The sequence below is a fragment of the uncultured Jatrophihabitans sp. genome (assembly GCF_964252635.1).
In the GTDB taxonomy this organism is placed as follows: Bacteria; Actinomycetota; Actinomycetes; order Mycobacteriales; family Jatrophihabitantaceae; genus Jatrophihabitans.
The window spans coordinates 17763-31362 of sequence record NZ_CAXUNP010000015.1; the positions used below are offsets into that span (position 1 = coordinate 17763).

The window sequence follows — 13600 nt, forward strand, 5'->3', positions numbered from 1 at the left end:
GATTCGAGTCACCGGGATCAGGTGGTCAGGAGTGACCGCTTGGCCAGCTTGCCGACAGCAGTGCGAGGCAGCGTCTGGACGACGTCGATCTCGCGCGGCACCTTGAAGTGGGCGACGCGCTCGCGCAGGTACTCGGTGAGTTCACCGGCAAGGCCTACGGTGGCGGTCTCCGCCGGCTGGACGAATGCCTTGACCCGTTGGCCCATCTCCTCGTCGGGCACACCGACGACGGCGACATCGCGCACCTTCGGGTGCATGGTCAGGGCATTCTCGATCTCCTGCGGGTAGATGTTCACCCCACCCGAGATGATCGTGAACGCGGCCCGGTCGGTGAGGTAGAGGTAGCCGTCCGGGTCGAGTCGACCGACATCGCCCATCGTGGTCCAGGTCGGGTGGCGCGGGTGTTGCGCCTGCCTCGTGCTTTTCGGGTCGCGGTGATACCAGAACGGCAACTCCTCACGCTCGAAGTACACGAGCCCGATCCGACCCGTCGGCAGCTCTGCGCCGTCCTCGCCGCAGATGTGGGGCACTCCGAGGATCGCGGTGCCGACGGAACCCGGGTGTTCGAGCCACTCGGCCGAGTTGATCAACGTCATGCCGTTGGCTTCGGTGCCCGCGTAGTACTCGAACAGGATCGGACCCCACCAGTCGATCATCGCGTGTTTGACCGTGGGCGGGCATGGTGCGGCGGCGTGGATCGCCACCTGCAGGCTCGAGAGATCGTGACCCGACCGCTCGGCCTCAGGAAGCTTGAGCAGCCGCACGAACATCGTCGGCACGGCCTGGAGGTGAATCACCCGGTATCGCTCGACAGTCGAAAGCATGGACGACGCGTCGAAATGCTCCATCATGACGACGGTGCCACCGACTGACTGCATCGAGGCGCAGTAGCGCAGCGGAGCAGCGTGATAGATCGGCGCCGGGGACAGGTACACGGACTCGGTCCCGAATCCGAAAGCCGCTGTGTGCAAGGCGACGTCGGGGTGGCCGGGATCATCGATCTGCCGCTCGGGAAGCGGCGGTCGAACGCCTTTGGGTCGACCAGTGGTGCCGGAGGAATAGAGCATCGGCGCTCCACGTGGCTGGTTGCCCAGCGGCTCCTCCGAGGAACGGGCCAGGGCCTGTTCGTAGTCGCCGAAGCCGGGAACGGGGCCTCCGAACGCCAGCTGCACCAGCAACCCATCCGCTTCGAGCGCCTCGGCGAGATCATGCTGGGCGGCCGACACGATGAGCCCGGCGGCGCCGCTGTCGGAGAGGATGTAGCTGACCTCGTCAGGAGCAAGGTGGTGGTTGACGGCAGTCAGGTACAGCCCGGACCGCATCGCCGCCCAGTACACCTCGAACGCTTCGAGGCGGTTGTCGGTAATCAGCGCTACAGCGTCACCATGTCGTAGTCCTGCGCGGCGCAGGTGATGCGCCAACCGCGTGGACCGACGGTCCAGATCGGCGTAGGTCAACGTCCGGCCTGTCTCAGCGATGATCGCAGCGCGCTTGTCGGGTGCGGAAACGGCGAACAAGCCCGGGAACACGGCTACCTCGTCTCATCGCTGAACCGGCAATCTGGATACGTCTCGTCTCTTGGCTATCGCGACGCTAGCCAGAATCGCTAAGATACGCAACGTATCTACAGTCGGTTGGGGTCGGCCGCTACCCGCGCACGAGAACTCACGCCGCGAGGCGCGCGCGGCTCCGCGCATCGCTCGCCTGGACCGCACCCGGCTGGCTATCGAAGAGGAAGGGACAGCATGACCAGTGATCCGAGCGGACCCACGCCGCTACTTGATCGCAAGGTAATCTCCATCGTCGGAGCCAGCTCCGGGATCGGCGCCGAAGCCGCTCGCCTGTTCAGCCGCGAGGGCGCCACGGTCGTACTCGGTGCGTGGTCGGAGCGACCGCTGGCCGAGCTGTGCGATGAGCTCAACGCTGCCGGCGGCCGGGCAACGTATCGCGTGTGTGACATCGGCAAGGCCACCGACAACGTCGAGCTCGTCGAGCACGCGGTCTCGGAGTACGGGCGTCTCGATGGAGCCTTCAACAACGCCGGTATGGGCGGTAGTGGCTACGGACGCCTGGCCGATCTCGAGGGAGACGTTCGATGACATGGCGCAGACGAACGTCAAGGGCATCTGGCTGGCCATGCGCGCGCAGATCCCCGCGTTCCTCGCGGGCGGCGCCGGCGGAGCGATCGTCAACACCAGCAGTGTCGGCGGTCTGCGTGGCGGGCCTGGCTTGAGCGCCTATCCGGCTACGAAGCGGGCTGTCATCGGTCTGACCACCACCGCCGCTCACGACTAGGTAGCGGACAACATCCGGGTCAACGCGATCGCGCCTGGTACCGCCGACACGGTCATGATGGCGGCGTGGAAGGAGCGCGAACCCGAGATCGCCGCGCGCCTGGACGCCATGACTCCGTTGCGCCGCGGCTCCCAGCCGGCCGAGGTTGCCCAGGCGGCCGCGTGGTTGCTGTCTGATCGTGCGTCCTACGTCAGTGGCGCAGTCCTCGCGGTCGACGGCGGACTGACCGCGTGAGGGGTGAACCGTTCCGTGTCATGACCCTGCGCGGCGACCGGCGCCGTACAGCGGCAGCGCCACCTGATCCACGATCTCGTCGAGGTCGACATCGTCCAAAGGCTGCTTGGTCATCACGAGCTGGTACCGAGCAGCGTCGAGCGGCGCCGTGAGAGTGGCGGCGGCCAGCTCGGCTGTCGGAAGTTCACCGCGTGCGGCCGCGCGGTCGATGAGCTCTTGCACGATGGCCGTGGGCGAACCGAATACCTCGGCCCGCACGGTCTCGAGCAGCGCCGGGTTGCCGGGGAACTCGGACAGCAGCCCAGGCGCTGCGGCCAGCAAGTCGCTGAGCCGATCGCTCATGTGGGTCAGCACCGCTCGCAGGTCGCCGCGCAGCGTTCCGGTATCCGGGGCGACGGTTGCCGACGCCGGCGCATGGTGGACCACGGCGGCGAGCACGAGATCAGGCACGGTCGGCCAACGGCGGTAGAGCACGGTCCGGCTCGTCGCTGCTTCGGCTGCGACGGCCTCGAAGGTCACCGCGGGATACCCGACCCGTTCGAGCACGCTCCACGCCGCTTCCAGCAGGGCGTCCTCAAGCACCTGTCCCCGGCGACGCGTCTCGGGCGGCATCGCGTCCTCCTCGTCGTGGCACATTGCCAGGTTCACAGTAGGGCCGGCAGACGGGTCCACGGCGTTCGTTCACGCGCCGTAGAGGGGCAGCGCGACATCGTCGACGAACGCGTCAAGCTGTAAGTCATCAAGCGGTCGCGCAGACATGATCAGCTGGAATCTCGCTACGTCGAGCGGTGCGGTGAGCGTGCGTGCGGGTAGCGACGCGGTCGGGATCTCTCCGCGGGCGGCGGCGCGGTCGACGATGGGCTGCAGGATGTCGGCCACGATGTCGATCGGGGTGCCGAACGCCGAGCGACGAACGGTGTCGAGAAGCTGCGGGTTGCCGGGGAAGTCCGCGAGCAGGCTGGATGCGGCGTCCACCACGTCGGCGAGCCGGTCGCTCATAAACGCCAGGTACGCCCGCAGGTCGCCGCGAAGCGAGCCGGTGTCGGGTGGGTCCGACGGTGATGGTGGCGCTCGGTGATAGACGGCGGCGAGCACCAGCTCGGGCCGTGACGGCCACCGACGGTAGAGCACGTTCTTGCTCGTCGCGGCCTCAGCTGCGACTGCCTCCATCGACAGCGCCTGATACCCGACTCGCTGCAGGACGACCCAGGCGGCGTCGAGCAGCGCGTCGTCCAAGGCCTGCCCCCGCCTACGTGCCACCGCGGGTCCTGCACCGCGAGCGAAGGACAAACATTTCCTGCTCGCTTCTCGTAGTGCCGCGATCGATGTGCATGAAACCTATGCGCGGCGCGGTCGTGGACCCAAGAGGCGCATCCGGCGTGTCATGCACCTTGAATAAGATACGCGACGTGTCCTATCTTGAAGCGGAGGGGTCAAGACGCTTCCCGGCCGCCGCAACGAAGGGCCGGTGCTGCACCAGCGTCGGAACCCGTTCTTGACGTCAGGAGGACACGTGCGAGCCGTCATAAACATGGAGCTTCGGCTTAGCGACACGCCTCAGACACCCGAGCGTCGGGTGGCCGGCACGGGCACAAGCTGATGCCCTACGTACGAGACACGAACGCCGGACTCGCGGCGCCGCTCCCCGTGGCCGCTGCCGAGGCAGTGGGGTTCGCCGGCGAGCGGCTCGACCGTCTCGACGTTGCGTTGCAGGGTGAGATCGATGCCGGCCATTACGCGGGCATCAGCGTGATGGTGGCCCGTCACGGTCGACTTGTGAAGTTCGGGCGTTACGGCTACCAGGTTCTGGGCGAGAGCGCTCCGTTGCGCCAGGACGCGATCTATCGGATCGCCTCGATGACAAAGCCGGTCATCGCCGTGGCCATGCTGACTCTCTACGAGCAGGGCGCGTGGCAGCTCGACGACCCGGTGACGAAGTTCGTGCCCGAGTTCGCCGACCTTCGCGTCCTGCAGCACGGTGAACTCGTCCCGCCCGACCGGCCGATGACCATGCGCCATCTGATGGCGAGCGCCGCAGGATTCGCCACTGGGTCGCCCGTCGGCAGCACCAATCCGGCGGTCGACGAGCTGTACGCGGCCGCAGGACTGTTCGATGGCACCAACGACGACATCATCGCCAAACTGGCGACACTGCCTCTGGAGTCCCACCCCGGCACCGAGTTCCGGTACGCCATCCAGCAGGAGGTACAGGGCGCGATCCTGCGACGGCTCACGGGCGAGCAGCTCGACACCCTGCTGGAGCGGCTGATTTTCACACCGCTCGGCATGACCGACACCGGTTTCGACGTCGCACCTGACCAACGTGAGCGCATCCCGCCTCGTTACTGCCTCGACGACGACCTGCAGCTCGTCGTGGCCGCCGATCAATCACCGTTCCCGGCTGTCGCGGGCACCCCGCCCGGTGTCAAACCGTCCTATCTGCTCTCGATCGCCGGGCTGTACTCGACCGCCCAGGACTACCTGCGTTTCGCGCAGATGTTGGCCAATGGCGGCGCCCTGGACGGTGTCCGGGTTCTCGCGCCCCCGTCGGTGACGCTGATGACCACCAACCTGCTACCGGCTGGCGTGCCGATCCACTTCCTGGAGCCCTTCGCAGGCCTCGGCTACGGGATGAACGTCGCAATCGTCCTCGACCCGTCGCACGCGAGCTTCACCGGCGGCCCGGTCGGAGCCGGTACCTACTTCTGGGGTGGAGTGCACGGCACCTGGTTCTCGGTGGACCCGCTCCACGGTGTCGTCATCGTCGGGATGGTCCAGCAACAAGACGGCGGCAATCCGATGACCGGGCGGCCGTACCCGGTGCCGGACATCGCCGGCATCACCCGCTCCATCACCTACGGCGCACTCGTCGCGCCCGAAAAGTATCCGGACATGACTGAACGACTCGACAGAGAGGACCGAACGTGACCACCACCGACACACAACCCGCATTCCGAGCCGAAACGAGCACCTTCCTGTCGACGGCTGGCATGCCCGGACGTTTCGCTTCCAATTTCGACTTCCAGTTGGTCAACATCTTGGGTGCGGCCGACTCAGGCGGCTCTGCCCCCGGTGAGTGCTACGCGACAGCAGCCCACATCGTCGACGGCGACCTTGCCAGTTGGAGCACCGCCTGGGCGGACACCGCGCGCAGGGTGCAGGACCTCGCAACCGACTGCCAGAAGAGCGGACACGACGTCAGCGCCGGCGAGGCGTACCTGCGAGCCTCTACCTATTGGCGAGGTGCCGGGTTCTTCCTCGAACGTAACGACGAGCACCGCATCCCGTTCTGGAACAACAACCGCGAGTGCTTCCGGGCCGGTCTGAGGCTTTGCAACATCGCCGGTGAAACCATCGCCGTGCCCTACGAGAACGGCAAAAGCCTGCCCGGCTACTTCGTCAGCAGCGGCCCCGGTACGGCGCCGAAGCCCACGGCCATCATCATCGGTGGGGGCGACATGACGGCCGAAGAGCTGTACTTCTTCACTGGCGCCGCCGCGGTACGCCGCGGCTACAACGCCCTGATCGTCGAACTCCCCGGCCAGCGCGGCGCGTATTACTCCGACCCCGAACTTGTGTTCCGCCCCGACAACGACGTCCAGCTCCGCTACGTGGTCGACTGGGCACTGAACCGTGCCGACGTTGACCCTGAACGGCTGTCACTGACCGGCTAAAGCATGGGTGGTCTGTTCGTCCCCCGCGCCATCGCCACCGAGAAACGGATCAAGGCCGCAGTCGTCAGCCGACCTTTGTCTTCACTTCACGGCAGTTGCCCGTCCCGACTAGAGCCGACGTCCGGTTCCGTCACGGCGAGGTCGCCGACCACCTAGCGGAGATTCAGGCTGCGGCCGACGGAGCCAGCGTGTGGGTCGTTGGCGGAGGTGACCTGGCAGGCCAGTTCCTGGACGTTGATGCGCTCGACGAGCTCGTGTTGACAGTCGCGCCCGTGGCTCTAGCGGCGGGTGCTCCGCTGTTCCCGCGCCGGGTCGATTCAGACCAGGTCCAGCTCGTCTCCGTCCGTCACCAGGGTCAGTTCGCCGAACTCACGTACACCCTTCGACCGCGGCACCGGGCGAGATGATCTGAAACGGTCCTCGGAACCTTCTGCGCGCGGCGCTACCGTAGCCGAAGACGCGCAGATCGACGGCATTGGCGCTCAACACGGCATGACAGTGCGGTAGCGCTCAACGCAGTATGACTGCGTGGTGGCCCCCAAGGCCATTCGTCCTGGATTGGTGAGCATCCCATCGATGACGAGGTAGCACGTGTCGCTCATAGTTCTTCGGCCGCGTCACCAAGTCGGTCGAGGCCGGTCAGGATGGCGTCGAGCACGGCCCCGTAGACGAGGTGGGATCCGGGCTCCCAGATCCACCAGGCGCGGGGCAGTCGGTAGGGCGGGTGTTGCAGGTGGGCTGCGGGCAGGGCGATCCCATGTGCGGCCACGAACAATCCCGCACCAGCACCGGTGCCGCGACCGATCCGCACGGCCGGTCTGGAGGTCGCGACGACTGCGTACGCGACGCCGAACCCCACCCCCATGGCCCAGTGCAGCGGCGCCGCGGCCTTGAGGCGCTGCTCGTCGGTGAGCTCCGCGCCGGTGACCGAGTGCTGCAGCCGGTCGGCGAGCTCGCTCGGCGGCATATTCTCCGGGTGTCCAGAACCGTCGGCCCCGATCTGGATCTTGGCGGCCGGCGACGGTGGCAGCAGATTCTCGGCGCGCGGCTGCAGGAAACCTTCGGCCTTGGTCTTGGCGTAGGTGGCGGCGGCGCCCGCCATCGTGCCGATCAGTGCAGCGCGCACGACGGACGTTCTCGACGGCATGTCGGTCTCTCCTCGGTTCCGGGGTGGTCGGGTGATGGGACGGTCGGTCAACCGTCAGGTGGACGCCACCAGCTCGGGGAGCGGTCGCTCGCTGCCGGTGGTGTCGGTGAGGCGTTGGGTCAGCGTGGCCAGCGGTTCGGAGGACATGGCCTTGCTGGCCAGTCGGCTCAGGGCAACGCCGACCCTGCTGCGGGGGTAGGCGAGGTGGTCGATGCCGGGCGGCAGTTTCTGCACCTCGTCCACCAGCGGCCGCATCCAGGTTTCGTAAGCATCGAGGGCCGTGCCGATGTCCGCTTCGGTGGACAGGTACGCGGCGAGTGCGTATCCCGCTGTCAGAGCTAGCGAGGCACCGCCGCCGCCGATGGGCGTGACGCACCATCCGGCATCACCGGCCAGACAGACCCGCGCGCGGTGCCAATGCGGGGCCCGGATCTGGGTGAGCCGATCGATGTAGAGGTCATCGGTAGTGGCGAACCCGTCGAGCACTCGCGGGGCCTGCCATCCTGCGTCACGGAAGATGGTGCGCAGCTGCGCGACGGCGTCGTGCGGCGGGGTGTCGAGCACAGTGTGGTCGCCGGCGAACGCCAGGATCGCGCGGGTGGTGCCGTGGTTGTCCGGCCGCAGGTGCACTTGCCGTCCGCCGGTGGTGGTGTACCAACGCCAGAACGAGTCGTCGTCCTCCGTGCGCGCAATGGTCCCGAACGCCATCGTGATGCCGAGGTCGTCCTCGAGGATGGTCCCGTCGTCGAAGACGAGATCCCGGGTTGTGGACCGTACGCCTTCCGCGACGACGAGCAGGTCCGCCCGGAGCTCCTGACCGGAGCGGGTCAACACGGTCACCGGCCCATGACCGTTCTCGACGGCGGTGATGTCGTCGCCGTAGACGAACCGGACCTCGGCAGGCAGCGCGTCGAGGATGCACCGGGCGAAGTCGCCCCGCAACACCTCCAGCTCGGCGGTGGCGCCGTCGTCACCCGTGGAGGGCAGTTCCGCGATCACGGCACCGTCCCGATCGACGATGACCGTGCCGGTCTCGGTCGTGTTCCGAGCCTTTACCGCGGCGGTGAGGCCCATGCGGTCAAGAACCTCGTGTGCGACGCCTCGGACGTCGACGTTCTGACCGCCGTCGCGGAAGCTCTCGGCTTGTTCGATGACCGTGACCTGCCACCCGATCCGGTTCAGCCAGAACGCGGCTGACAAGCCGGCAATACTTGCACCGGAGACCACAGCGCGCACCAAAGACCCCCTCGGAGTGGAGACAACAATCTGAGCATTCCCACGCCCGCCTCGCACCGCTCGAGGCAATCACGACCTCCGCACCATTGTGCTCACTGCGGCACGACAGCGCGGTAGCGCTGAACCCGGCAGGACAGCGGGGCACGACACCGATAACACTGCCGGCGACGGGGCAACGGACGGACCGGCAGCGTCGACCCGCAGGCGCGGCCTGCACCGGCCGTCCGGCCGTCCATGGCTGCGATGTTCGACACCTCTACACCTGGCCCCGGTTGCAGGCCACGCTCTGCTGGCTGACCCGCAGATCCAGCCGGCCGAACATCCTGCAAGCGACGGCCGGCGCGAGCTGAACATTTCCCACGCCACCTTCGAGACCGTGCCCGCGACCCGCGCGGTCGACTACCTGCGTGACCTGCTCGCCGCGCTCGACGTCATCTCAGCGGTGCGGCGGCCATAGTGTTGAGTATGACTGTTCGCGAGCGATTGCTGGGTGCGTGGACGTTGCGTGACTTCGTTGAGGCGCCGGTCGACGGCAGCCCGGACGCCCGTCCCTTGGGCGCCCATCCTCGAGGCACCATTCTGTACAGCTCTGACGGGTTTGTGTCCGCGCAGGCGGCCCAACCTGCTTCGGACTTGGCGACGGACGCGTCTTCGGGTTTGTACCTCGCCTATTCCGGCCCGTTCGATGTGGACGAGGACACTGCGATCGTGCGGCATCACCTTGAGGTTTCACTGGATCCTGAGCTGGTCGGCACGATCCAGCGGCGCCAGGTTTCCTTCAGAGATGACGGCTCTCTGAACTTGGATTCGCTGGAGGCTATTAGCCTCGCCGGAAGACTCGTGGTGGTGCGTGTGGTCTGGTCGCGTCGCGAGCAGTGAAGCTCAATCATCGAGGGTGGCGTAGATCGCGTTCCCGAGCAGGGGTCTCGACCCGAACAGGTCGTGCGCGGTCTGCATCAGATCGGTCATCGGTCAGGTGATCTGCACCAGCACCCTGCCGGGGGCGCCCGCCTCGACCGCTTCCTGCGCCGCGGCGATGTGCTCAAGCGGGAACCGCTCGACGATGACTGACCGCAGCGCGCCTTCGACCAGCGCCGCGGTGAGCTCAGCCGCAGCGTGCGCCTTCACCTCCGGGGCGAAATCGTCGCTACCGAGCAGCCGCAGGCATGTATCGGCGAAGCCAAGTGTCCAATACGGAATGGCCGGTCGGTCGACCGATGTGGCAAACGAGGCGATGGTCGCGCCGATTGCGACGACCTGGGAGTTCACTTCGACGTTGGCGGCGAAGTCGACATCGGCGATCCGGTTGACCCCGTTCGGGGCCAGCGCGCGAACGGCCTCAGCCAGATCGGGGCGAGCAGAGTCGAGCACGTGTGACGCGCCGAGGGCGCGGGCGCGTTCGTCCTGCCCCTCGCGGACAACGGCGATGACCGTCGCCCCATCACGGCGGGCCATCTGGGTGGCGATTGCGCCGACCCCACCCACCGCTCCGTGGATCAGCACGTGTAGCCCGGTGACCGGGCCGTCGGCGAACACCGACCGGTAGCCGGTAATCCCGGCGATGCCCAGGCACGCGGCCTGTTCGCTCAGCCACCTGTCGTCCTGATCCGGCGAGTGCGGCAGGTCGACCGCGAGGTCCGTCGGTACGACGACATATTCAGCCGCCGTTCCGAAGGGACGGTAGGACTGCGCTCCGTAGCACCAGACACGCGTGCCGATTCGCGACTCCGGCACGTCGGCACCGACCGCATCGATGACGCCGGCCCCGTCACTGTGGGGAATGACCCGCGGGAACGCCATCTCCGAACCCTGCCAATTGGAGCGCTTCTTCACATCGCCCGGGCTGAGCCCCGACACCTCGACCGCGATGCGAACCTCACCCGGGCCCGGCGCAGGGTCAGGCAGCTCGCCGACAACCAGAACGTCCCGAGCCGGTCCTCGCCGGTCGAACCACGCTGCCCGCATCCAGCTCCATCCTTCCGGCCTCCGAGCTACGGTCTACGCAACGTACTCTCGATGCTCGCCGCGCTGATGATCGCGCGTTCGTTCTCTGCCAGTGCCCAGAGCCATTCATCAGCGCGAGCCGAGCAGTTCGGATGACGTCGCTGCCGCGCGAGTGTTCGCCCACGGCAAGACCGATGTGTCCCTGCGCGGTATCGCCCGGGAGGCCAACGTCGGTATCGCGACCCTCTATCGACGGTTCCCAACCGCGAGCTGGGGGCCGAAGCCATGGGGGCGCGCGAGCGTGGATACGGGGTGGACTAAACCGCGCTCGTCGGTGATGGCGCTGTATCGCGCAGGACCCACCTCTGCTGCGGCCGCCCCCGTCCGGGTCGGAACGAGAACGAGGGCGATCGCCCGGTCGAGACCGCCCTCTATCTTGGGCTGCATGGCGCTAGGACTGACCCACGAGCAGATCGCGCAACTGCGCGACGATGTGGCTGCCGGCAAGTCGCCGCGCGTCCGGATCGCCGGCTCGCAGTTCGGCGTCGGCGCGGTACGCAAGGTCGGTGACCCTGCAGCCGACGGCAACGACTACGTGACCGTGCGGGTCAAGGTCGACGGTGTCACGGACGACCTGCGCTTCGCGCCACGTGAACTGTCGCGTGGCAAGAACGCGCCCGCGAAGCGGCCGACCCGCACGTCGCCCGCGAAGCGGGCGCCCCGTGAGTCGCCCGAGCCGCTACGCGCCGATGCGGCTCGGGCTGGGCGGCGCGCGGCGACGCCGGCCACGCGCACCACCGTGGATCCAGCTCGAGAGACGCGTCCGGTCAGGACGAGGCGCAAGCCGGCATCGTCCTCTGCCGCCGCCGAGTCCGCCGCCGAGTCCGCCGCCGCGTCCGCCGCCGTGTCCGCCGCCGCCGAGTCCGCAGCTTGTGACTCCGCGGGCCCTGCGTCCGCGGCCCGCCGGCCAGCCGCGGCCACGACGCCTCCCAGGCGGGGTGGGCGCAAGGCCACCTCCGGCGCCCCGGTGACGATCACGCTGAAGTCGACCGGCACCTCGTGGACGGTGAGCGCTCAACGCGGCGCGAAGTCGGTGGCCAGGAACGTCGCCGTGAACCCCGGCGTCGTCTCGGCCGTCGCCGGCCTGCTGCAGGTGTCCTCGCTCGAGGAAGCCGTCGCCGCCGTCAATGACACCGCGCGCGTCGAGGCCGAGGTCCGAGCCGAGGAGCTGCGAGCCGAGCTGACGCGCATCCAGGCCGTCCTCGACAGCCACCGTCTGCCCTGACCACCGGGCGGTCGAACCCCGCCGGGCGGTGTCGTGAACGGTAATCAGGTTGTCGTATCGACCGTGATGTCAGACGTCGTGCCTTGGGGAGGCAAGAAGTAGGACAGGTCGAACGTCTGGGAGCCTGCAGCCGCACGAGCGGTAGACCCCACCTACAAGCCCAGGAGCTGACCATGCGCGCTTTGGTGTACCACGGCCCGAAGAACGTCTCCGTCGATGACGTTGCGGACGCCAGAATCGAGCGTCCGACCGACGCCCTGATCAAGATCACCACGACGAACATCTGCGGCAGCGACCTGCACATGTACGAAGGCCGCACCGACGTCGAGGAGGGCAAGGTCCTCGGTCACGAGAACATGGGTGAGGTCATCGAGGTCGGCGACGGAGTCGACCGCGTCAAGGTCGGCGACATGGTGTGTCTGCCGTTCAACATTGGGTGCGGGTTCTGCAAGAACTGCGAGTCCGGGCTGACCGGATTCTGTCTCACCGCGAATCCGGGCAACGCCGGTGCGGCGTACGGCTACGCCGACATGGGGCCCTACAACGGTGGACAGGCCGAGCTGCTGCGAGTTCCCTACGCGGATTGGAACGCTCTCGTATTGCCCGAGGATGCCCGCGAGAAGGAGAAGGACTATGTGATGTTGTCCGACATCCTGCCGACCGGCTATCACGGTACGGAGCTCGCGCAGGTGGGCATCGGTGACTCGGTGGTCATCTGGGGCGCCGGCCCAGTGGGGCTGATGGCCGCCATGAGCGCCCGCTTGCGAGGCGCGGACCAGATCTTCGTTGTCGACCGTCAGCCCGACCGTCTCAAGCTGGTCGAGACCATCGGCGCCACCCCGGTCGACGACAGCTCGGGCGGTGCGGTGGACGAGATCCTGCAGGCCACCCGCGGCGAGGGCGCGGACCGGGGCGTCGAGGCGGTCGGCTACCAGGCGCACGACCACCATGGCCACGAGGCGCCTGGCCTGACCATCAACAGCCTCATCGCCGCTGTTCGGCCCACCGGCCGCATCGGCGTCGTCGGCGTGTTCGTGCCGCAGGACCCGAACGCTGAGGACGACCTGGCCAAGAAAGGTAAATTCGGGTTCGACTTCGGCACGTTCTTCTTCAAGGGCCAATCCATGGGCACCGGGCAGTGCAACACCAAGCAGTACAACCGGCAGCTGCGCAACCTGATCCACCGCGACAAGCTCAACCCGGGCCTGATCGTCAGCCACGAACTGAACCTCGACCAGGCCGCCGAGGGCTACCGGAACTTCGACGACCGCCTCGACGGCTGGACCAAGGTTCTGCTTCACCCCTGACGCGTCGTCGACGCAACCGCCCCGACCCCTTGAAGGAGTGTCCGACACATGTTCGACAAGAAGACCAACATCAGCGCACAGCAGGCGTTCGGCGAGGCCGTCAACACCGGCAACCTCAACGCGTTCGACGACCTCGTCGCGACCGACTGCGTCGATCACGATCCTGCACCGGGACAGGTAGCCGGCCCGGACGGGTACAAGGCCCTCTTCACCGAGATGCGCACGGCGTTCCCCGACCTGCACGTCGAGGTGGAGACGCTGGTGGCCGACGACGAGCAGGTCGCGTTCGCCTACACCCTCACCGGCACCCACCAGGGGCCTTTCCAGGGTCATGACGCGACCGGGAAGTCGATCGAGGTCCGTGGCATGCAGATCAGCACGTTCGCCGACGGCAAGATGACCGAGCGCTGGGGCAGCTCAGACGAGCTCGGCATCATGACCCAGCTCGGTCTGGCCTAGCCGACGGTCGATGCAGGGG

The 13600-nt window shown here is 67.4% G+C and carries 12 protein-coding genes and 3 pseudogenes; 9 read left to right on the forward strand and 6 right to left on the reverse strand.

All coding sequences use genetic code 11. The annotated features are described in order from the left end of the window. Positions 1 to 17: 17 nt before the first annotated feature. A complete protein-coding gene (locus ACFFCA_RS09010; RefSeq protein ID WP_375483929.1) occupies positions 18 to 1529 on the reverse strand; it encodes an acyl-CoA synthetase in 1512 nt (503 codons plus the stop codon). Positions 1530 to 1745: 216 nt separating this feature from the next. On the opposite strand from ACFFCA_RS09010, the pseudogene ACFFCA_RS09015 reads away from it, so the two are divergent. Further along, positions 1746 to 2529, forward strand: a pseudogene (locus ACFFCA_RS09015) (SDR family NAD(P)-dependent oxidoreductase). Between the two features lie 18 nt (positions 2530 to 2547). Here the strand turns inward: ACFFCA_RS09015 and ACFFCA_RS09020 are convergent. Both ACFFCA_RS09020 and ACFFCA_RS09025 read right to left on the reverse strand, forming a co-directional pair. Further along, complete coding sequence (locus ACFFCA_RS09020; RefSeq protein WP_375483931.1) at positions 2548 to 3141, reverse strand: TetR/AcrR family transcriptional regulator; 594 nt, start codon at positions 3139 to 3141, stop codon at positions 2548 to 2550. 69 nt (positions 3142 to 3210) lie between these two features. After that, complete coding sequence (locus ACFFCA_RS09025; protein WP_375483933.1) at positions 3211 to 3789, reverse strand: TetR/AcrR family transcriptional regulator; 579 nt, start codon at positions 3787 to 3789, stop codon at positions 3211 to 3213. A gap of 492 nt (positions 3790 to 4281) precedes the next feature. On the opposite strand from ACFFCA_RS09025, the gene ACFFCA_RS09030 reads away from it, so the two are divergent. From ACFFCA_RS09030 to ACFFCA_RS09040, 3 genes and pseudogenes are all read left to right on the forward strand, one after another. After that, the gene (locus ACFFCA_RS09030; RefSeq protein ID WP_375484074.1) at positions 4282 to 5457 is read left to right on the forward strand and encodes a serine hydrolase domain-containing protein; all 1176 of its coding nucleotides are present in this window, start codon (positions 4282 to 4284) and stop codon (positions 5455 to 5457) included. Continuing rightward, positions 5454 to 6203 (forward strand): hypothetical protein, encoded by a 750-nt coding sequence (locus tag ACFFCA_RS09035; RefSeq protein WP_375483935.1) that lies wholly within the window; start codon positions 5454 to 5456, stop codon positions 6201 to 6203. Before ACFFCA_RS09030 ends, ACFFCA_RS09035 begins: the two co-directional genes overlap by 4 nt. Before the next feature lie 71 nt (positions 6204 to 6274). Continuing rightward, positions 6275 to 6610, forward strand: a pseudogene (locus tag ACFFCA_RS09040) (dihydrofolate reductase family protein); the annotation flags it as partial. Positions 6611 to 6801: 191 nt separating this feature from the next. Here ACFFCA_RS09040 and ACFFCA_RS09045 read toward each other — a convergent pair. Both ACFFCA_RS09045 and ACFFCA_RS09050 read right to left on the reverse strand, forming a co-directional pair. Then, positions 6802 to 7350, reverse strand: a complete 549-nt coding sequence (locus tag ACFFCA_RS09045) for a DUF1440 domain-containing protein (protein WP_375483936.1) — start codon at positions 7348 to 7350, stop codon at positions 6802 to 6804. A gap of 54 nt (positions 7351 to 7404) precedes the next feature. Further along, a complete protein-coding gene (locus tag ACFFCA_RS09050; RefSeq protein ID WP_375483938.1) occupies positions 7405 to 8643 on the reverse strand; it encodes an FAD-dependent monooxygenase in 1239 nt (412 codons plus the stop codon). A 408-nt stretch (positions 8644 to 9051) separates the two neighbouring features. Between ACFFCA_RS09050 and ACFFCA_RS09055 the strand changes: the two genes are divergently transcribed. Continuing rightward, the gene (locus ACFFCA_RS09055) at positions 9052 to 9465 is read left to right on the forward strand and encodes a lipocalin-like domain-containing protein (RefSeq protein ID WP_375483940.1); all 414 of its coding nucleotides are present in this window, start codon (positions 9052 to 9054) and stop codon (positions 9463 to 9465) included. A 93-nt stretch (positions 9466 to 9558) separates the two neighbouring features. Here ACFFCA_RS09055 and ACFFCA_RS09060 read toward each other — a convergent pair whose 3' ends face one another. Next, on the reverse strand, positions 9559 to 10551 hold the full coding sequence (locus ACFFCA_RS09060; protein WP_375483942.1) for an NADPH:quinone reductase: 993 nt from the start codon (positions 10549 to 10551) through the stop codon (positions 9559 to 9561). A gap of 151 nt (positions 10552 to 10702) precedes the next feature. On the opposite strand from ACFFCA_RS09060, the pseudogene ACFFCA_RS09065 reads away from it, so the two are divergent. From ACFFCA_RS09065 to ACFFCA_RS09080, 4 genes and pseudogenes are all read left to right on the forward strand, one after another. Next, positions 10703 to 10780, forward strand: a pseudogene (locus ACFFCA_RS09065) (TetR/AcrR family transcriptional regulator); the annotation flags it as partial. A 195-nt stretch (positions 10781 to 10975) separates the two neighbouring features. Then, positions 10976 to 11815 (forward strand): hypothetical protein, encoded by an 840-nt coding sequence (locus ACFFCA_RS09070; RefSeq protein ID WP_375484078.1) that lies wholly within the window; start codon positions 10976 to 10978, stop codon positions 11813 to 11815. A gap of 173 nt (positions 11816 to 11988) precedes the next feature. Next, a complete protein-coding gene (locus tag ACFFCA_RS09075; protein WP_375483944.1) occupies positions 11989 to 13122 on the forward strand; it encodes a glutathione-independent formaldehyde dehydrogenase in 1134 nt (377 codons plus the stop codon). A 48-nt stretch (positions 13123 to 13170) separates the two neighbouring features. Beyond that, entirely contained in the window at positions 13171 to 13581 is a 411-nt protein-coding gene (locus ACFFCA_RS09080) for an ester cyclase (protein ID WP_375483946.1), read from the forward strand. Positions 13582 to 13600: the final 19 nt, after the last annotated feature.